The organism is Planctomycetia bacterium (genome assembly GCA_015075745.1).
In the GTDB taxonomy this organism is placed as follows: Bacteria; Planctomycetota; Phycisphaerae; order UBA1845; family UTPLA1; genus UTPLA1.
This window is the reverse complement of sequence record JABTTW010000003.1, coordinates 1-20,635: the sequence shown is the minus strand read 5'-3', so window position 1 is coordinate 20,635 and position 20,635 is coordinate 1. Positions and strand designations below refer to the sequence as shown.

At 56.0% G+C, this 20,635-nt stretch carries 12 protein-coding genes; 6 read left to right on the top strand and 6 right to left on the bottom strand.

Annotated elements, in window-relative coordinates; genetic code table 11:
- Positions 1–452 precede the first annotated feature (452 nt).
- The 6 genes from HS101_18450 (at position 453) to HS101_18425 (ending at position 12,346) form a co-directional block, all read left to right on the top strand.
- Complete coding sequence (locus tag HS101_18450) at positions 453–3,890, top strand: AAA family ATPase (protein ID MBE7508247.1); 3,438 nt, start codon at positions 453–455, stop codon at positions 3,888–3,890.
- Position 3,891: 1 nt separating this feature from the next.
- Positions 3,892–5,289: a hypothetical protein gene (locus HS101_18445; GenBank protein MBE7508246.1), complete on the top strand. Its 1,398-nt coding sequence runs from the start codon at positions 3,892–3,894 to the stop codon at positions 5,287–5,289.
- A gap of 16 nt (positions 5,290–5,305) precedes the next feature.
- Positions 5,306–7,345, top strand: coding sequence for an AAA family ATPase (locus HS101_18440; GenBank protein ID MBE7508245.1), 2,040 nt, complete (start codon positions 5,306–5,308; stop codon positions 7,343–7,345).
- Positions 7,346–7,698: 353 nt separating this feature from the next.
- Positions 7,699–9,054, top strand: a complete 1,356-nt coding sequence (locus HS101_18435; protein MBE7508244.1) for a DUF2357 domain-containing protein — start codon at positions 7,699–7,701, stop codon at positions 9,052–9,054.
- Positions 9,051–11,750 carry a hypothetical protein gene (locus HS101_18430; protein ID MBE7508243.1) on the top strand — a complete coding sequence of 900 codons (2,700 nt, stop codon included), beginning with the start codon at positions 9,051–9,053 and terminating at the stop codon, positions 11,748–11,750. The genes HS101_18435 and HS101_18430 overlap by 4 nt, the downstream gene beginning before the upstream one ends.
- 110 nt (positions 11,751–11,860) lie before the next feature.
- Positions 11,861–12,346: a hypothetical protein gene (locus HS101_18425; GenBank protein ID MBE7508242.1), complete on the top strand. Its 486-nt coding sequence runs from the start codon at positions 11,861–11,863 to the stop codon at positions 12,344–12,346.
- A 2-nt stretch (positions 12,347–12,348) separates the two neighbouring features.
- Here HS101_18425 and HS101_18420 read toward each other — a convergent pair whose 3' ends face one another.
- The 6 genes from HS101_18420 to HS101_18395 form a co-directional block, all read right to left on the bottom strand.
- Positions 12,349–12,492 (bottom strand): hypothetical protein, encoded by a 144-nt coding sequence (locus HS101_18420; GenBank protein MBE7508241.1) that lies wholly within the window; start codon positions 12,490–12,492, stop codon positions 12,349–12,351.
- A gap of 186 nt (positions 12,493–12,678) precedes the next feature.
- Positions 12,679–14,613, bottom strand: coding sequence for a hypothetical protein (locus tag HS101_18415; protein ID MBE7508240.1), 1,935 nt, complete (start codon positions 14,611–14,613; stop codon positions 12,679–12,681).
- Positions 14,614–15,132: 519 nt separating this feature from the next.
- Complete coding sequence (locus HS101_18410) at positions 15,133–15,873, bottom strand: TatD family hydrolase (protein MBE7508239.1); 741 nt, start codon at positions 15,871–15,873, stop codon at positions 15,133–15,135.
- 1,303 nt (positions 15,874–17,176) lie between these two features.
- Positions 17,177–17,662 (bottom strand): hypothetical protein, encoded by a 486-nt coding sequence (locus HS101_18405; protein MBE7508238.1) that lies wholly within the window; start codon positions 17,660–17,662, stop codon positions 17,177–17,179.
- 434 nt (positions 17,663–18,096) lie between these two features.
- Positions 18,097–20,001, bottom strand: coding sequence for a hypothetical protein (locus HS101_18400; GenBank protein ID MBE7508237.1), 1,905 nt, complete (start codon positions 19,999–20,001; stop codon positions 18,097–18,099).
- Between the two features lie 302 nt (positions 20,002–20,303).
- On the bottom strand, positions 20,304–20,635 hold a 332-nt coding region (locus tag HS101_18395), incomplete at its 5' end, for a hypothetical protein (protein MBE7508236.1).

Below are 20,635 nucleotides of genomic sequence, written 5' to 3'. Positions count from 1 at the left end.
CGATGTCCCGCAAGCGCGAGCATCGCTTCGCCGAAGCCGATCAGGAAGATTCGTGAGACGAATGACGAGACGATGGGAATAATGCCGGACAGGAACGCGGTGAGAACAACCGGTGCGCTCGTGACCTTCATCGGACGCAACATGACGGCGGATCTGATCACCACCGGTGAACTGGTTCGGCTCATGCAGGTCCTTTACCTGAACATTGATGGAGACCAGGTGAGGGATAGACCTGTTGCCGCCACTTGGCCCCCACGCGGTGCAGTTTCGCTTGGCACTCGGACCTAGTACAATTGAGTTTCGATAAACGCTTTTCGTCGCGCCGGGTGGTCGGGCCGCAAGAATGCTGCCGAATCGCGCGAAGCTCGAATAGAGCCCAGCAACTGCGTAATCGGACGTATTCCGCCAAGCGAGGGTGGCTAGTGCCTGGCACGTATCAGGAATCGCGAGTCTTGCAGTACCTGAGGTCGACCAATGCCTCGCGCACTGCTGCTCAGATCGCATCCGCGACGCGCATTCCGGGCCAGGAAGTCTCGCGGACCCTACTCAAGCTCCAAGAGCGAAAGCTTGTCGCCAAGACTCAATCCGGTTGGCGGGCAAACGGCCCCGTTGATTCCAGTTCCTGGACTACAGGGCCCAACGCGGATGTCCTCACAGACCCACAGCACAATCCAGTGGGGGCAAGAGGAGGCGGCGGGCGTGCGAATTCGCATGCGACCGGTCACCTTCAGATCGACCCCGCCTCCCGATGGGCCGATTTTCGACGGCTCTGTCTTTACTACGCCGAATGTGTTCGCCTAGAGGAGCGGGCATGCATCTCAGAGTTTTCCGACAAAGAGGGCAAACAGTTCATCACGCTCCCCGGACCGATCGACTGGCGGGCGGTCAGTTCGGGTCAGCGCGTGCGTTTGGTTCCGGATTCCGCTTTTGAGGACTTCATTCGACAATCGCGGGGCCGCCGGGGTTGCATGACTCTGTATCTCGGTGCACCGATTGATGTTTTTGTGGGGGAGAGTAAGTCGGACGGATCCACCTATCGTATCGTCTCACCCGTATTGGTCACTCCCGCGATCGCGACGATCTCCGGCGGCAATCTCGAGATTCAGCCCACCAATCTCATTGAGATCAATCATGGGTGGCTGGAACGCCGACTACCCAATGCGCAGAAACGCAGGGAATTCCTCGATGAGATCGGATTGTCCCCCAACCTTTCGGAGGATGATGAGCAAGATGACCTTTGGACAGTCAGCGGATTCGAAGAGACCGTTCGATTGTTGTTCTCATCCCATCGGGACTGGTGGCGCGAGTTTGCAGATCTCCGGAATCTTACCCAGAAGCCGCCGCTGTCGGAGGTTACAGAATCGGGACTTCGCAATCGCGCCGTTCTAATGGCCCAGCCAAGTCTGAAGTTCACCAAGCGACTACATGATGAGCTTCACCGACTTGCCTTCAAGGTAGCTGATGAGGATCTCGACCGATCAGCACTGACCGCTCTGTTTCCACACAAGTCCGCTTCCGAAGATATGCACCGCGCGGATGAGGTTGCCAATGGTCGTGATCAGCTCGCTGAATATTGTCTGCTGAACGACGCCCAGCGAAGCGCCTGCCAGCAGGCCCTGACCCAGCCCCTGACAGTGGTCACCGGTCCTCCGGGTACGGGCAAGTCATTGGTGGTTTCACACGTCCTAGCCAATTCCGTCGTTCAGGGTCGGCCAGCCTTGTTCGCGAGTCGGAATCATCAAGCCATCGAAGCCGTCGAGCCGCGACTTAACGCGATGACAGAGCCTGAGGCCCTAATCCTAAGGCCGAGCCGGCCCTTTCGTGATCAGGCCGCCCAATTCGAGTGGTATCGAGGAATGACCCTCCTACTCTCGCGACCTCACCGCGAAGGGGTGGAAGAGGAGCGGGCGGCGGCCTTGGATCGACTGCAGAACGCGCTCGCAGATCGGACAGGGACGGAATCGTTGATGTCCAATCTGCTGGGTCTTGAGGAGGGCTTGGTTGACGCGGAGGCGAAGCTGCGGCGGATTCTTTCGGAGGGCCCCCCTGACTGGATGGAATTCGTAAAGCGTAAGTTGAAGGCTCCAGATCGCGCTCCGATCCTCAAGCTTCTCGAAACTGCCTCCTCTCTGTGTACTGAACGAAGCTCCTGGCTGCTTCGGGCGATCACCTACCCCCTGCGGTATCTACGAATCCGATCGGCTCGGCAGCAGTTCCGCTTGCTAATGTCAACGATGAAAGAATGCCTGGGCCGGCATGCCATTTCACCGACGGGCGAAATGCACTTGAAGCCGGATCGGATTCGAGATGTCTGTAGGTCGTGGCTTTCGGTGATTGATCTTTTGGAGGCGTCTGAAAAATCGGAGGAAATCAAGAAGCGGCTCCAGAGCATGCCGAACCGTTCCGATCTCCTCGACCAGCTTCGCGGGATTAAGTCCAGGGTCGAGGCCGCAACTCAAGCGTTTCTAAAGATTGCCGCTGAGTCCGCCGGTTCTCGGATTTCACCTGAGCAGCGAGAACAGTTCGCCGCATTGCGTGCTGCGATGCGCAATCGCCCTCAGGAGTTGAATGACTCGACGTCAAATTCGGCAGCGGCGGAGGCGTTTCGGCGCGCGATGCCGGAGCTGATGAAGCACTTTCCGCTCTGGGCAGTCTCAAACCTGTCGGTTGCCAAGGCTGTTCCGCTCGCTCCGGCAGTCTTTGATCTGGTGGTCATTGATGAGGCCAGTCAGTGCGACATTGCTTCGGTTGTTCCGCTGCTCTTTCGTGCCCGGCGGGCCATGATCGTCGGCGATCCGATGCAGCTTTCCCATGTCACCAAGATCAACCGCGACACCGAAATGCGGGTGCGGGAACAATTCGGCGTAGCTGCCTTCGAGTTTGAACGCCATACCTTCGCCGCGAACTCCATGTTTGAATTGGCAGCCTCAAGCCGGAATGGCGTATCCGTCCAACTCCAGAACCACTATCGCTGCCATCCAACCATCGCGGAATTCTGCAACAGCGCTTTTTACAGCGGAACGCTTCGCGTCATGACGGATGCCGACGCTCTTTTTGCCCGCGTCGGGATGACTCGCACCGCGCGGGCATTTTCGTGGTGTCACGTTCCGGGGGATGCCGTCTCAGGTTCCCGCGGCTGTCACAGTCCCGCTCAGCTGGATTTCGTTTTGAAGGAGCTGACCCGGCTCGCCGAAATCCGCTTCCCGGGATCGGTGGGCGTGGTCACACCGTTTCGGGTACAGGCCGATCGAATTAGAGACGCGGTTCATCAGCGTTTTCCTTCGGACCGGCTGGCGGCGTGGCGTTTCTTGGCGGACACGGCCGACGGATTCCAAGGGGATGAACGCGACTTGGTCCTGTTCTCATTGGTCGGAAGTCGAGATATGCCGCAAGGCTCGGCCTATTTCCTAGGATCTACTCCAAATCGATTCAACGTCGCCGTCAGTCGGGCCAGGGTCGCGCTGACGGTAATCGGCGACGAGGAATGGGCGGAGTCTTGTGGCATCCCGTTCGTGACTCACCTCCTGCATTCTTGTCGCTCGGGTCGTAGTGCCTCTCAAACGGCATGTCGGACCGACCTTATCGGACCGGTTTGGGAGCCGCGGTTTGCCGACGTCCTTCGATCCGCCAACTTGCCGTTTGAACAACAGTACCCAACTTGTGGATACTATCTAGACTTCGCCCTGTTTCCGGCAGGTCGAAAGCTCGCCATTGAAATTGATGGAGAAACTTACCATCGCGCTCCGGGCGGTGGACGGCGCGTTGATGACATCTACCGCGACTTCGTCCTAGAGGCGGCAGGCTGGAAGGTCCTGCGCTTTTGGGTCTATCAATTGAAGGAGGATATGGATGCATGCATCACAAGAGTTCGAGCCGAGTTTGCCGGATGACATGGAATCGGACCAGCCGAGTAGTTCGACTGGTAGCAATCCTGCTTCCGACATTCGGCTTCCATCCACCACTACCCTGAGCACCAAGGGATTCTGGCTTGGTACGACGGCTTTGGTTCTCCTTGCGGTGATCGGAGTCGGCGGACAGTTCATAGGCCTGAAGAGTATCGATGCCTACTCCCGGATTCGAGGCCAACTGCTCGGGGCGCAGAATGAACACGCTCGACTTGGCATGGAGATTTCTGTCCTTGACAAGGACCTCGCCGCACTTAGAGCGGAGACGGTGAAGGCAAAGGAGGAATCAAATCGGATCAGCTTACGTCTGACGGAGGCCAAACGTGCCGAGGAGCTTTCGCTGGATGGTGCTCGCAAGGCCCAGGAGGAATTCGCGAAGGTCCAAGCTGAACAGCTATCCGCAAGCAAAGAGCGCGATGTTGCTATCAAGCAACGAGATACGGCCCGAAAGAGTGCAGGGCAGCTCGAAGGGAAGATTAAGACGCTGACGAGTGAACAGGAAACGCTAGAACAAGCGGTAGGTTCGCTTCGCGGTACGCGAGAAGAGCTCGATGGGACCCTCACCCAACTTAGAAAGGAGACAGACTCGCTCCACGAAGTGAGTCAACTGGTCACCTCGAAAAGAAATGAAGTCCGTGACTTGGAGAGCCAGCTTCAGGAGCTACAGTCAAAACTCGATGCCCTCCAGGCACGCCAAGATTCTCAAGATCAAGTGAGCGTGGAGATCTCAACCTTGGAACAGCGACGGAATGACTTGGAGCGCGGGGTTCAAGACCTTAAGAAAAAGGAGGCGACCGCGCGCGAAAGAGTGGTCTCTCTCACTCGTGAGCTGGAGTCTGCACGAAACGCCCTTGCAGCCGCCTCCGCCAAGGTCACAAATCTCGATCAAGCCGAGGAAACGCTTAACCAAAGTGTGCAATCGCTTACCGCCATGGTCGCCTCTGCCGAGGCGGAACTCCGCGCGAAAAAGGCCGAATTGGAGGTCCGCACCAATGAGGTGACTCGGCTCGATGCAGAGCTGGGCAGCAAGAGAGACGACTTGGCATCATTGGTGGGTCGAGTGGCCCAGAGTGGCGAATACCTCAAACAGCTAGAGACGTCTCGTGCGGAAGGGGAAAAGGCTACAACGGAGGCCGCTGCGGCAAGGGCGACCCAAAAGGAGATGAAAGACACGATTGCGAAGCTGGAGTCCCAAACGGAGATCCGAAGGCGTGAACTGAGGGAGTTGAACATACGGTTGGACGACCTTCGTTCAGAGGAATCTCGCCACTTTGGAACACTGAAGGATTTGCTCGGGTCCCTGGAGGGTGTGCTCTCAGCAATCAATGCAGGGTCCGGCACGCCAGTAACGACTCAGCCCGTCGATCGAAATGATCGTCCGTGATTATCCGAGAGTGATCATGCCAGAACTATTGTATCCGTATCTCGTGGGTGTGCTCTCTACGATCATTGTTCTCTTGTGCGCACTGTGGGCCTTTATTGTCAATTACCGACGTGCCCTCGAATACGCTCGAAAGGAGGAGCGACTCCCGCTAGCCGTCCGCTGGGAAGACCTCAGTGAGCGTGTACACGATCTTGAAGCGGAACGAGATCATCTCCGAGATGAATTGCAGCAGGCCAAGCTCATCATTGACGAAGCACAACGAGAACGCGACTGGCTGGAACAGAATCGAGCCGAGATCGCACAGATGAAGCAGGAGAGGGAGCAACTTGAGCAGGTCCGCTTGGAACTTCAGCAGGTACTGGAACAGTTGGGCGATGCGCGACAGCGATTAGAGAGTCTGACACTCGAGGCCCAGAAGGCCGAGTTTTCCCGACTGCAACTGAATGAACAGGCCAGTTCTTTGACTGAGCAGATTTCAGGGAAGAAAAAAGAACTCGAGCGGTTGGAGACGCGACTGGACAAGCTCTTAAAGGATGCAGCCGACGCGGAGTCTCGATTGGGAGTTGCTCGAGGCAATCTCGCGGGGCTGGCAGAGGCCATTACCAAGGAGCAGCAGCGGCTCGAATCTCTGCAACGCGAAATCGCCGACCTGACCAAGCGCCGCGACGAAGTAAAGTCAGCAAGAGACTCGCTAGAGAAAGAGGCCAACGCCATCAAGGTCGCCGCGGCGCAGCTCAGGGAAAAGAAGGCGGCACTCGAAACGAGCATTGAGCAGAGTTCCTCCCGACTCGACGAACTTCGCCAAGAGACAAAGGTCCGGGATCGCAATCTCGCGACTGAGGAAGAGGCTATGTCTGAGCTGTGGCAGCCGGTCATCGATGTCGAGGAATTTTCTGAGGGAGATGGCGAGGAAATCGCGGAAGATGAGGCGATCGCAAACGTACGAGAGTACCTACGGACCCTGGGGCTCAAGTTTTCGAGAAGAACCGTCAACAGCTTCCACACCGCGCTGAAGGTGGCCGAGGACGCACCACTCCTGGTGCTCGCTGGAATCAGCGGAACCGGAAAAAGTCTTCTTCCGCGCCGCTACGCCGAGGCAATGGGATTTCATTTTCTGAATATCCCGGTGCAGCCGCGATGGGATGGCCCCCAGGACCTGATCGGCTTCTTCAATTACTTGGAGAATCGTTACAAGGCCACGGAATTGGTTCGGGCGCTTCTGCAGATGAGTGCATACAACCACAAGCTGGTCCAAAAAAAACTTGGGGATCAGCTCATCGACGACAGGATGCTGATGGTGCTCCTTGACGAAATGAATCTGGCCCGGGTCGAGTACTACTTCAGCGAGTTCTTGAGCCGTTTGGAAACGCGAAGAGACATCATGAACGTGGAAGAAGTTGCTGATCGGTCAAAGGCGGAAATTCTCCTCGATGCCGGCCGGTTTGTTCGCGAGGGCGACTTGCGGGTCTTTGTTGACACCAATGTTCTTTTCGTCGGAACGATGAACGAAGATGAATCAACATTGACCCTCTCCGATAAGGTCATCGATCGCGCGAACGTCATGCGATTTGGACGTCCTCCCATCTTGGGATCTCAAGACGATAATCACCCCGAGGATGCTCGTCGCCTCCGAGCCGAATCGTTCTTGCATCGCGACACTTGGGACGGGTGGATTGATTCCGCCCGGTCGCAGGATCTTTCTGAGCGCAACACCCTCTTGGAGTGGATTCAGGAACTCAACGATGTCCTTGCTCGGATAGGGCGGCCCTTTGGCTATCGTACGCGGGACGCGATCTTGGCCTATGTTCAACAGCATCCAGAGTCGCGAGAGGGGATTCAGATCCCCTTTGCTGATCAGATCGAGCAAAGGATCCTGCCCAAACTTCGCGGGGTTGACGTCGCGGAGGATGCCGGACACCGGGCGATTGACGAGGTCCGACGAATTGTTGACCGACTTGGCGATGGTCCGCTGCTCAGCGCAATTGATCAAGGAGCCAAAGCTGAAGGGGGTCACTTATTTACCTGGTTGGGCGTTGAACGATCCGAAGATGAGTGAATGCGATGGCGCAAGACAGACCGCTCGACCTCAATACGTTGCCCAACAACTGGGCCCCTTGGAAGACTCTGAGCCCGGGAACTCAGTGCCTCGGACGCCCCTTCTTGGTTGTCCCAAGCGCGATCAGGCAGGTGAGAATCTCCCCTCCTCCGACAAATCTGCCATTGGTTTGGCGGAGCGAGCAGTGTTCCTGTTTTGAACTCCCGTCGCCGAAGGGCAGCGAGGATGATCCCGCCTTTCAACACGTCACCCTGTCTCTTTTTGACGCCAATGGCGTCGAAAAATACGCCGAGTCGTTACTGAGTGGCGGTGTGCCGCGACCACTTGATTCGAAGAGTGGAGAATCTGTAGGCGTGGGTTCGATGCCAATCCTCGGATCAGACGGAATTGGGGCCAAGGCAGCGGAGCTGATCTCCCAGCATGCCGAGTCGATCAATGAGATCACCTTTCCGCGACAAAAAGGGGGGCGACGCCCACAGCGCGCTGAAGGCTTAACCGTCTGCGCCTGGAGCGATTTCGATCAGCTCTTTTGGTTGCGCGACAAGGAAGATCTCGGACCGCTTCGCATGATTGTGCGCATCGCCGAAGCGTGTCGGGGCCCCTTGGAGGATATCTGCTCTCGCCCTCGAAAAGCCCTGCGTCGAATTCGATCTCTAGAACGGCTCGATCGCGTCCAGCAAATGGACGAGGCTTGCCTGCGATGGTTTGTGCGCCAACCCGGTCGGACCATTCTCCAAAAGGCCGGCCCACGGCAGAGAGTCCTATGCGTTATTCGACAGGATACTGCCGATACGCCGGAAAACCGTGTCGTACATGACTTTCTTCGGCGATGTCTTCGCGAGTGTAACGCATATCTTCACGAGTGTGCATCCCACCTCAAGAACGCGGTATCAAGACCCTACCGCGTTCTGCTCGTCTTGCGTTTTAGATCGTTACTGCAGAGTTGGCTATCGCGTTCCGAAATCTCGCGCGTCCCACTCCCTACCGGAGTTCCACGAGCCAACTACGTCCTGCAATATGACGAGCGCTACGGACAAATCTGGAACTGGTACGAGCGTCTACGGCGCAAGCAACTTTCCGAGGATGAGATGTGGCGATGGCAACACCGAACCTGGGCGGAGCACGTTTCGCTCTCAATCCTACACGTTCTCAGCAGTCTTCAGGAGGGCGGCCCTCGGTACGAAGGGCGTGTGCTTCTGAGATCCGACCCCGACTGTGGGAGGTTTTTCGATTCGCGTTCATCGGTTGGCACCTGGATCTATCGGGGAAATGAATTGCTTCTTGTTGAAGCAATTCAGGGTGATCAGTTACCTCTCGCTACCACGTTTTCCCCGGAATTAGAGCCCTTACTCACTTTGGGTTGCGATCTTCTCATTATTGTGCGGTCCCCTCTCCGGCGTTCGCCTGTGCGCGTTCTCGCAATCTGGACATCACTGCGTGGCTTCGGTGACGACCCGAATTCGGTTTCTGTGGATTGGGGTCGGGCACTCCCCTCAACCCTTTTCTCGCCAACGACTCTTCGCATTACTCCGCTCCTCATCGTGCCGCGTACCTCAGATGGTAATGACGATCAGATTCCGAGGCAGGGCCGAGCCACATATCTCGGAATGACAATGGTCAACATCGAGCTCCCAATTCCCGTCGCGGCACACTTGGATTGGCTTCTGGGTCAGTTAGTGCCATGGCTTCAATCCGGGAGCTTTGAATGAGCAGGAAAGACGCCCACGATCTAAACACCTGCGTGGGGATTGCGCTAGGGGATTTTGCTGTGGCAACGGCCTCAGCACACCCGATGGGTGATCCTCAGAATCAAGTCGGTTTGATCGGCCCGGAGATTCCGCCGTCGTTGGTATTGGGTGAACTGGCGGGCGAGCCGAATGTCATCGACCTTCAAGCCCCGCCGAGTCTTCGTGGAGCTGGTTTCGCCTGGCCCCCCAATTCCAGATTCAGTCCCTCCAAGGGGAGTGCCCGCTTCCCGCTGGCATTTGCCTGGCCGATGCTCGATCACCGCGACCCTCCGGAGTGGAAATGGAAGGCGTCTGAACGCCGCGAAACGTCATGCGCACCGACGGATGCCATCGTCTTAGCAGTCAAAAAAGCACTTGAATCCACAACCGGGTCGTTGGGACGGCCAACGGTCAGCTTGGTCGTGCCGAATACCCTTGATCACGAGTCGCAGGACCGGTTACTTCGAGCCCTGCGATTGGAACTTCGGAATGTCAGCCTTCTGTGGCGACCGATTGCCGGAGCCTTGACCTGGGTTCAGAAATACGGTCCTGAGATCCTGAAGGCAACTCGCAATCGTCCCTCGTCGGGTTTCACGCCGGTCGGTACGGTATGGACTGTCCATATGGGGCTCGACGCGTTCGAAGTCACTGAACTGGAGCTAATCCCCTGGGAACATGATGGCGTTGAGGTGTTGCTGCCTGCACGTCGTTTACCGGTGCTACCTAGCTTATACGACGCAGGAATCAGTTGGGCCGAACAGCTGGCGTTTGGGGTATGTCGAGATGCAGACGATCCAGAGGGGACCGCCTGGAATCTTTTGTGGACAACGGGATGGTTGCGCCAGGTCCTATGTCCCTCGAAGATGAAGAAACTGGATTTGTTGGTTTCAGAATCGTTTTTAGGAATTCACGGGGAGAGAGCTGTCGACGCTGGCAAAGACCTCGCAAGAAACCTAGTCGGGCTGATTTCCCAAGAGAAGTCAAGGTCAGCCGAATCTCGCTGTGAGCTCACGAAGTCTCGTCAGCGTTTTGCCCCTCTCGATGGGCCATACGCTCAGGATCGACTCGCGCGAAGAATCGCCGCCGCCTCATTTGATGAGTGGCTGGAAGAGCTTCGAGGCATGACAAAATCGAATCTGCCGATACTCGGCATGATTGGAACTGGTGGATTCGCGGACCTGGATGTTGAAGGCGAGCCTTGGTCGAAGCGAATGGTGCGACGGATCACCGAGGTACCGAATTTGCCGAGGAGTATGATCGATTGTTCCGGAGAAATCTTATGTCGTGGGGCGGCTTTCTACGCATCGCAGTGCCAGTCTGGGTTGCCATCTTATCTTGATGCCCTCCCCGAGCTCCAATTACTCGTCGTGCGCGAAGGTGAACCTACATTTGAGAACATCTTGCGGTTAGAGGATCCGTACGTCGTTGGTGGCAAGGAACAGGTGTTTGAGCTCAGTGGTTTGGGATTGAAAGTCCGACAGGAGGAAAATTTTCTCACACTCTCGGTCTGGCGTGAGGGACATGACTCGGTTCGCGAAGTAAGGGTCGAGTTCCCCAATCAGATTCGCGCGGACACCCCTGTCAAACTGCAGATCAGAATAACAGCGGGTCAAGGTAATCCCAGGATTGAGGTCATTCCCGATCTTCGTATCGCGTTTGGCGGTCGTCGTGTTCACCTGGACTGGTCACGCGCGCACGACACCGGCCGTAGCAGGGAAGAAGAACTCGCGAATGTGGAAAGGACGAATCCTCCCCTTGATCCTCGCTTGGCCAGCTACACATCCTGGCGAGGTGGAGGGACTTACCAACTCCCCTGCGCAAGATCGCTAATCAAGGGCTTTTTGGATGAACTCCCTCGATTACGGGAGCGTCAATTCGAGAACCGAATCATGAACCTGATCGCGGTCCTTCGGGACAAAGACCCTGACTACTCGAGCCATCAAATCCCCGACCATGCGACCGCAGTTTCGTCGGAGGGTTGCCTTGATGGGGCCTGCCTTGACTCTACTTTGCTCACGGAGTTCGTTTCGAAACTCGACGATCTCCTCGAGTCGGGACGATTCGCTTCCGCCGAAGACAGGATCTTCAGGGCACTGGGCTATTGCAGTGCGGACACCCCTGGGCTGCACAGCCGTTTGTCATCGCTTCTTGGGAATCCCCGTCGGATTGCCAATCATCACCTGATCGCGATCGGCAATTGTCTTCGCGATCCAAAAGAAATTGTGAGATTTGCGAAGGCACTGCATGCAAACTTTCAAAGCGGAACCCCCCGGGCTCCCAATGACTGGATGCGAGCCCTTTGTCGGATTCTCCAGTATCGGGAGAAGGCGGCGGATGAGATTCCCTCGACGACATGTGCTGCGATTTCCGAGAAGTGCTTGGGATACCTTGAGCAGCAGCTCGACGAAGGGAGCGCCAGGTACTTATACCGTCATGCAGGCTTATCCATCGTTTACCTGCTACGCCGACGTCGCCGCGACGACAGCTACATGGCCCCTGAGTCGAACCTTGCCAAGCGGATAAAGGAAACACTTTGGAGAGCAATTCGGCAATTCAATTCTGGCCAGCTAACAGCGGTCGCTGGTTTTGTGAATCTGCCCCATGTGACCGAGTTAATGATTAAATATGTCGACCGCAAGGGTAAGGGCCGGCTCGTTGGGCTCGCGCCAGGCGAATAACCCAGTTTGCGCGTAGTCGCGCATTCGCCCAATGGCACATCATGGGGGTGGATGCGGGACGAGTCAGAATCACTCGTTTCGCGCGGCGAATCGGGAGTCGAAGAGCCGCCATGGAAAAGTTTTCCCTTTTTGAAACCGAAGTCGCCCGATCCTTTCAGGATCATTTGCTCACCGAGTCTCGACTCTACAAGCATAGTAAGGACTACAAGGACCTCTTGGATTTCGTAGTTCGACTTCGCAACTTCGCACCGTTCAACGCTATGCTCTTGCAGGTCCAGAAGCCCGGGCTTGGCTATGCCGCTTCGGCCCGAGATTGGTTGCTGCGATTCGGCCGGAAGCCCAAGGAGGGCGCTCGTCCGCTAGCCGCCGGCCGACCGCTGCGTTTCATACGCGCCTCGCCAGCCCGCCCGGCCAGCCTACCGACGCAGCCGGCAACTTCTTGCTGCTACCCGAAGGAAATCCGACCAGCCCCGCCCGGCGTCCCTCCCAAGCCATCACGTGCGGCGGTCGAGTTATCCACGCTTGCGCGCCATTCGCTTCGTCGGGCGGAGGAGCTACAAAATGACGGATTACAAATGCGCCAGACCCAATCGTAGATTTAATGCTGTCGCGCCACATCCCACAAGCGCGACCAGATGATCGAGAGCATCACTTTGTTGAGCTGAAACGGCCGAACCTGCCAATCAATACAGAGATCAAGTCGCAGATCGAAAACCATGCGCTGACCGTTTTTTAAGAACACCTGCAATCTGCAGCAGACGACGAGTCCGCTTTGGCCACCCCTTAGATGCCTGCATGAGCAACACCTTCGTCTCGTTTTCCGCGAGGAGTCCCACGCTAATGTCAAAGACGGTGCAAGACCATGAAGCTCACAATAGTTCTTTTGTTAGACGATCCACTGTCGTTCCCCGGTTTCGATGTTATCCGGTTACCAAGCCTTCGTCTTCGAAACCCAAGCAAGAAGCTTTGGGAAACGCTTGATGTTATTGAAGAGTTCAGCCAACAGTTCGTCACGAATCAAGTACGGAATTTCCCATCCGTCAAAGCCACTGAGTTGGACTAGATGATTAACGGCTTCTTCAGCTCGCTGTGCCCTGACTAATACAGCAACCAAGTCGAATACTCCCATTTGCACGACTTGCGTGTGAATGTTTACGGGCTCGCCGAGACCACTGGATTGTCGCTCTCGAACCTCATAGCGAAAAGCTTCGAGAATCTCGATTCCCCGATCTGCCTCACCTTTCGCGCTTTCGTTTTCGCGACCTGCGAGAAATGTAAGGGCTGATACACCGAAATATTCTATTGGCAACGCTCGGATCGGCCATTGACCTAGCGGTTCGAGCTGAGTAAGGAGTGTTCGTGCCGTCATGGCATTGCACGCCCTGGCATGCAACCGTGCCCACATCAGCTGATCTCGCGGCCACCAGAATTGATTTTTGTCAGAATTTGGGCCGGGAAATAACTCTAATGCAACGGCGAATCGACCATCGCGGTATGCGATCATACTCTCCAACCAGGCCAGTTTACGGCCAACGGCCGGTGGCGTGCCTGCCAACTTCGCCATCTCCAAGAGTTCTTGTGCCTTGCGAAGATTGCCGTGCCCATAGGCTGTAGCGCTGTCGAAAAGACACTGTGCGGTTGCCGCCGAAACAGGGTCTTGAGCGATTTCTGACACAGACATCGACTCAGCCCGCGGCAATTCCGGGTGTTCGTCAGGCCATTGCATTCGAGAGCCGACTGCCCGCCGACGGCCGTATGAGAAGGAGTTGTAGAGCCTGTAGAGTTTGCTGAGTTTGCCTGAATGTTCAGGATTAGCATTTGCGACTGACTTTCTATGACAGAGGTGATAAAGCACTTCGAGAAATCGATCCTGTAGCCCTCCTTGAAGAGTCGCCTCGCGTAATTGGGCATGTGACTCAGCAGTATTCGTCGCTAACGAAACTCCAAAGTCATTTGTGCCAAGAAGACAAGCGAGCCAAATTGAAAACCGGTACGCTGCCTCCAGCATTTCTTGGCTAGTAAACGGAAGTTCAGATATCCAAGCATTGGGGCCGAATCTGTGCATCAATTGCTCCTCGCGGGTGGTGACTCTCGGCAGAATAGCCAGCCGTGAGACTCCCCGGGCGTCATACGACGACGTCAATGGAACACAGTCGGCAGTCAGCGAATCCACTGACTGTGCTATGAATGTCGCAGTAAGATCGCAGTCAATGCCTCGAAGCAGCATGCCACGCTGAAAACGGTTGGCGTGATTAGCAAGCTGATCAAACAACTTATTAGGCTTCTGCCGATATGCTTTGATCTCGGCAAGTCCAACGATTATTGACTGACCTGACGGGAGCGTGCGCTGCCTACGCGGGGTCCACGTTGCCCATCGGTCAGTAGTGGTAAGTAGCATAGCATCAGCACTCTTATGCCACCCGCTACTTCCGTCCAGTCGTTTCGATCTGATTTCGTGTCCGAGAATCAGTTCGGCACCAGCAGGGGCAATACCATTCTCGGAAAGGTGCAAAGCGAATTGATGGAGTAGTGGGCGTGCCAAGAGTTCAGCAATTTCTCCCTTGAAATGGTTTATGAGGCATGAAGAAACGAATTCCACCGCGTCAAAAACTCCCTCGTCAGATATCCCGGTATCTTCAAAGAGAGCCTTCAGGGCTGCTTGTTGTGGATGGCCACGTCCGTAATCGACTACACGTCCCACCAATCCATGGAAAATGTCCTGGCGATGCAATTCTCGTCTGGTAATTGTGGGAACCGCAGCTGGATCAGCGTCCATAGCTGTAACAAGTGCATCAACGAAGTGATCGTGTTTGAGGATTGCGGATATCACATCTCGAATGGAGACGATCGCATTGTCACTCATCTTATCGCCCTAATCCATCGAACACCCTGATTGCACTCAGCATTCGGCTACACGAGCCCAGCTCAATTCGAGGCCAATGACAACTCCTATTAAGGGTCCGCCCTTGAAAAAGCCGGAAGATTAGATCGGTCGACTATAATACGAGTTGGCTGCCACCCGCACTTCCCCGGGGTTCCTGATCGATATTAGCCTGCTGGTTCGGACACTGATTCGCTATTTCGGGTATGTTTTTGGCGATGACTGGGTTGCGTACATCCATAACACGAATCAAGATTGCAAACTGCCCCTAAGCCATCGCCTTCCTTATCGCAACAACAGTATCCACCCGACACGCCCTGGCCCACGCGACGAATTCCATAACATCGATACGCCAGTTTCCAAATCCGCAGTTGTAAACCCATGACTGCGGCTTCCCTAATAGACGACCCTGCCAATTGGTATTCAGTGTCCATTCAAACAGACCCCTTTATTGCATGATAACGTCCTCTATCATGCATTACGAAGGTCGTCAACGATTCGTTAGGGGGCCAGCAGACCTCGAGAATTCTCGGCGACGACTGAACGTGCCTCTTTGGGATCGATGTTCCACAGTCGGCCTAACTCGAACACGACCGCCCCCGTATCGGGCGGCTCGGCAGGTCGCGAGTCCACCTGGACAAAGGGGCCGTCTGTCTCGGTCAAGACGCGGACCTTAGGCATTGCGGAAATCAGTTTCCGTCCACTGGCGGATAGAACCATGGCAGGGTTAACCGAAAAGTAGCAGCCAACATCCGCCGCCGCCTTTAGTTGTGATAGCGTTCCGCTGAACCAATGAAGAATCGCCTTTCCCGGAAAATTGCCCAATGTCGCGATAACGTCGGCGGCAGCTCGACGCGAGTGAATTGTGAGCACCTTGTCGCCGAGACTCGCACACCTCTCAACAATTTCGCTAAATACTTTCCGCTGAAACGTGCGGTCTGCATGGTCCGACGTTACGTAATCAAGGCCAACCTCTCCGATATATCGTGTTGATTCGAGTAATGGCCACAACTGGTGAAGCTCTGCCCGGCGGGAATAGACCAGTTCAGGATGAAAGCCCGCAGCGGCACGAACGAACTGACACTCCTGAGTCAGATCCCGCGTATAGAAAAAGACGGAAGGAGCGTTCGTGACAGCAATCGTGTGAATGTGCATCTGCTCAGCCATTGCCACAACCGTACGAGGGTCGTCATACAAGTCAATGTGGCAATGAGCATCAAGAATCGCCAATTCGGATTGCATGCCACTCATCTCAGCAATGCCCCCACCTCTTCCATTCCGCGACGATAAACGTCGGCGTAATTCGCAGCATCCGACGGCGGTATTGGGCCTGTTCCGAGGATATCGAACAAGTATCGCGACGGCCGAACGGTGCGGAGTCGTTCCAGGGCGATGCTAAACGCACGGAGGTCACTCCCCGTTTTGGAGCTCGCTTTCGGTGGTGAAGTCACTACGTCGATGTTGTACTTAGTGTGCGGAAACCCTGCGGCTTGCAACGATGCACGCCTAATGATGCACGGGACACAATAACCGCAGTGATTCCGTGGCGAGTTTTTTCCAAATCGGCCGGATTCCGGATGCGAGCAAGACATGCTCAGCGGTGCACAGGCTCGCAAAGCATCGACTGAACGACAGCCACTGAGCATCTCTCCCTTGGTTTTGAAGCGGTAGGGGGCCTCGATGGGCGTGGTTAGGTCGATGGCCGACAAGAACTCTGCGTATGTGCTGAGGAAATGTGGATGTGTGGTGCGTGTGCTTGAGCTACCATCACGTGACGGGACCAAAGGAACATTCAAGGAAATCAAACCGTTTTCTGCAACGAAGAGAGGGGGCGACGTGCTCAGCGACTGGCTAAGAGCGACTCCAAGTGCAAGAAACAGAAGCGAGCGAGAACGGGTGCTCTTCTCGCCATCGTCTTGTCCCGAACTGGATGGCTGAACAAAGAACATGTATGGGGAGAACGAGCCCGCGTAGAACTCTTCAAGGCGGGCGAGCACGTCGGCCTGAATGGCGTTGGTCATTCCCGCCCCGTGGTGACCCACAAGGGCAACTGTCTTCTCGGATGCTAGCAGGTCAATGGCACCCACAAGCGAATCGAGCCCTCCCGAAAACAGACTGACGACGTCAACGGGGTGCTCGGCGGAGTGTTCGGACTCGTCTGCGACCTGCCTCGGGCGTAACTCGACCTGCCACCGGTCTCCGGTCAAGAATTGGAGCATACGAATAAGGATTTCTTGAGCGTGCCGCCACCGGTCCACGTTGGTGACCGGCAGATGTAAGACGAAGTCGCGGCACCATCTGTCTGTGCCGTGAATGCGGTTGACTCTCAGGTCGGCAGAGTAAACAGTCATTGCAAGGTAGAGTAAGTCCATCGCATGGGCGGGCGGGCTTACGGCTAGGGCGGCTCGGAGCACGGCGAGCACGTCATTGGGAACTCGGTGTGGGTGTGTGGGGCGTTCGAACGCGGTAACGAGCCGAGGCGCGGCAGCGTTTAGTGCGGGAGAGTATTCGTCGGCTTCACCGACTAGCGTGATTACATGCCAAGTCACGCTTCACCTCCAAAGAGCGAGTATGCATCGCGATAAATGTTCTCAACAAATGACCGGCCTTGCTCCCCACCCCAATCGAGCGTCAACACATTTATGTTGGTCAGGTCCAGTGTGACCGTGGCATGAATGAACTCTCGAATTTCCCTCTCTAGGGTAACTGCTTCCGACGCGGATACAGCTCGTTCCTCAATCTTTAGTCCAAGGTCGCCTAGCCAGCGGTTGAAGATGTATGCTTCGACGCAGGATGCGATTGCGTCTGCCGCGTCTTCGCGAGTCATCGACTCAAGTGCAGATAGGTCTCTGCCTTCATCGATAAAACGCTCGTAGAGTCTTTCGAGCGTATCGCTAACGGCCTTTCGTGCGGCAACCTCCTCTTTTGTAACTCCGTCTGGCGTTAGTGCATTAACAATTGCGGCGAGGACTTCGTTTACATCCCTTCCGACAACTCGTGCGAGACCAAGGCTAGCGAGAGCAGCCCCCAAGCCCTGGGACGCTGCCGACGAGAAGAATCCGCCCAGAGCGGCAACGGCTCGCCTGCCTGCAATCGCCCCGGCGGCGGCTCGGCCAGAGGCTCTTGAGGCACGCACGTAGTCACGGGCCGCTCGTTGATAGCCTAAGGAGGTTCGAGACGATAGTGCTCGGGTGAATCTCCCGCGAGCCGATTTCCACGCCCGAGAGGGAGGTGCGGTGACGCTGGTGCCGGGAATCTCGTCTTGGGGGTTGTTCTCCGGAGGCTTGGTTTCTGATGGTGGCTCGGTCGGATTGTCAATGTCGGAGTCTGTCGCGTCAGACGGCAGTGCTGGTACTTCGGGTGCAGGTTGTTTTACCTCATCAGGCGGAAGTGCCCATGCGGGAAGTAGCGGCGTCTTATCTCCGGGGCCTCCATATGAACTTGATGTTCCCACTCGTTTCCGCCCTATCGTGGTCGCTTCATGGCAGCTATCGTCGCAGCCTTTAGCTTCTCGCTCTTACTGTTCGCCCATTGCTCAAACAGCTTGCCAACGGGGGTGTTGTGAGCAGCACCTAACGAAATGAGCTTCATAGGTGTTGCCGGCGGGATACTCTCCTCTGGGATGGTCGCGAGCAATGCGGCCAGTTGTCCGGCCAGTTCAGGTCGAGTCTTAGTCCATTCGAGAAGAGTGGGCATCGTCGCGGCCTCATCGGAGTGGTCATCCTCCTCACGGACTCGTTGGGCAAGGCCCTCAAAAACGGCACTTGCGTCAGCCGGCGACAAGTCGGGTGCTCGCTTCATACCGTTCCCGCGTTCTGCTGCACTGCGGCTCAGAAGGCGTGTAAAGGCTTCTTGTGCCGCCGGGCTCATTCGTTGTGCGACAGCCCCCATCGGCCCCAGAATATCGCGAGAGAAGTAGAAGTATGGGCGTAGGTCCTCGCCGGCAAGTTCTGGCTCCATTTTCACCCAGCGTGTAACCCACGGGTCCAGAAGCCAAAGTGGTAGGTTCGGCTCCGTATCCTGTATATCATCATCATCCCGTTTCGTTTTCGCATTCGTCGATGGTGCTTTTGTGTGGGCAACCACCGCAGCCCTGTTAAGTTTCTCAGCTTCTGCGAGTGCAATCGGGCGGCCCTCTGAGTCGGCCTGTGCTGCGGCTAGCTGCTTAAACGATTCGGGGCGGTAGTATTCAAGGAGCATGAGCTTCGCGAGGATTCGCGGTTGCAGGTCTTTGACTCCACGTGCACCGGCCATACCAAGTCGAATGCTCAACATGTTCAGGAATCGTTTACACTGGCGTGGATTCCCGACGGTCTCTGCGGCGAGAACGGGTGCTATTCTCTCTGCCAACGACAGCCGACTCGCAACGTCTTCCGGGATGGTCGGTAGGACCTTTGCTGCGACATCTTGGCTAAACCGTACGCTGTGCAACGACTTGGGGTCGCATCCGACTGCTGCTTGGCGAAGCGATTCGAATGTTTTGACTTCGATATCAGCCTGCGAGGCCAGTAGCAGACTAATGAACCTCTCGGTCTCGGTTCTTCCGAGCGGAGGAATTCGAATCGGGAACTGAACGAGCTTTTCCAGGTAATCGCGGCCAACATTCGCTCGTTCCCCGGGAAGCTCGGGAAAGCGTCGTCTCACGGCGTACTGAACGAGTCTCTCATCGGCACCGATAACGAACGCGGTGCGCGGCACGAAGAGGAAGAGCTTTATTGCCTCCAGGGTCTCAATGATTGTCTCCGGCAAGCATCTGTCGAGGTCATCAATTATGACGACAAGCTGTTTTCGCTTTGTTTGGGCGAGCAGCTTGGCGAAGTCATCGCGGAACTCACGGATACTTCGCCGCTCTTCGTGGTCGGTGCTCTCACGCAAGTACCTGGTAAGGTCTTCCTCCTTAAGGTCGGCCGCTTTCTTCATGAGGTCCTTACTAGCCGTGGCGAGGTCGGTTCCCAACGCCAAACCGAGGCCGGCCGGGCCAGCGAGTGCCATGCCAATTCCCGCCTTGGTGACGGTTCCGGCGACACGCCACCAATTGACTCGCTTGAGAAGCTTGAGTGCCAATCCCTTGGCCTCGGATTCGAGCGTTTCGTCTTCGGCAAGGGCATCCAAGATGTTGCCCATAAGAGCGGCTTTTGCGTCGCCATAGCCCTCGAAGAGCCAACCGTTGAACGTCAGGACAAGCATCTCCGGATTCTTGCGAAGCTCCTCGGCTGCAATCTGAAGTAGGCTTGACTTGCCACTGCCCCAATCGCCGAATACGCCGATGGTCGCTGGCAAAAGGGAGTCGTTTGCGACTATGGTTGTCAGTCCCGCGACGAGATGCTGAAAGCCCAGAAAGTCTACCGACGTTTCGTTATCCGACCACATGGGAATTCATCCAATCCTTGGAGCTCTGCCTCATGACGGGCATTGTCCACCAGAATTCATGGGAAGCCAACTACTCGGTGGTCGGACTGGCCGCTAGCAAAGAAAAGTTAGGGGCATTGGAAACTGCCCGGAAGGCATGTACCTGACGGCATGAGACTGCGCCTATAGAATAGTGGATGATCTCCATAATGCGGGATCTTGTGACGTTGTGTGTCCACTCCTCCGTCACTGAAAGTTAGCGGGCCCGTCCGTAGAACAGACGGGCCCGCCTTGTTCGACATTTAACAATGTCTATTGCCTGATCAGGGCTTCTGCGCGGGCAAGCCAAGTTCTCGTAACGTATCGATCATGGCCGCAAACTGCGCGTCCATGCCGGCTTCACAGCCTTGGCCCCAACACTGAGTGGCTGACCACTCGTAGAACGCCTCCCATGCGGCTTCTTCCGACCAGTCAGATTCACTGCTTTCGGAGGACGACATCATCGATTCGCCACCGCCGCCCATAAGGCTTTCGCCTTCACACTCGTCGGGGATGCCGTTGGTGTCGGTGTCCTCGCTAATCTCTGCGGCGATGTCGCAGCCGTCGGGAATCCCGTTCTCGTTGCAATCGTCACAGGCCGGATCGCTTTCGCAAA

What these genes read in the sequence shown, in the direction of transcription:
- HS101_18445 (MBE7508246.1), top strand. Translation starts at nt 3,892, where the DNA reads ATGGAATCGGACCAGCCGAGTAGTTCGACTGGTAGCAATCCTGCTTCC.
- HS101_18440 (MBE7508245.1), top strand. Translation starts at nt 5,306, where the DNA reads ATGCCAGAACTATTGTATCCGTATCTCGTGGGTGTGCTCTCTACGATC.
- HS101_18430 (MBE7508243.1), top strand. Translation starts at nt 9,051, where the DNA reads ATGAGCAGGAAAGACGCCCACGATCTAAACACCTGCGTGGGGATTGCG.
- HS101_18425 (MBE7508242.1), top strand. Translation starts at nt 11,861, where the DNA reads ATGGAAAAGTTTTCCCTTTTTGAAACCGAAGTCGCCCGATCCTTTCAG.
- HS101_18415 (MBE7508240.1), bottom strand. Translation starts at nt 14,613, where the DNA reads ATGAGTGACAATGCGATCGTCTCCATTCGAGATGTGATATCCGCAATC.
- HS101_18410 (MBE7508239.1), bottom strand. Translation starts at nt 15,873, where the DNA reads ATGCAATCCGAATTGGCGATTCTTGATGCTCATTGCCACATTGACTTG.
- HS101_18400 (MBE7508237.1), bottom strand. Translation starts at nt 20,001, where the DNA reads ATGTGGTCGGATAACGAAACGTCGGTAGACTTTCTGGGCTTTCAGCAT.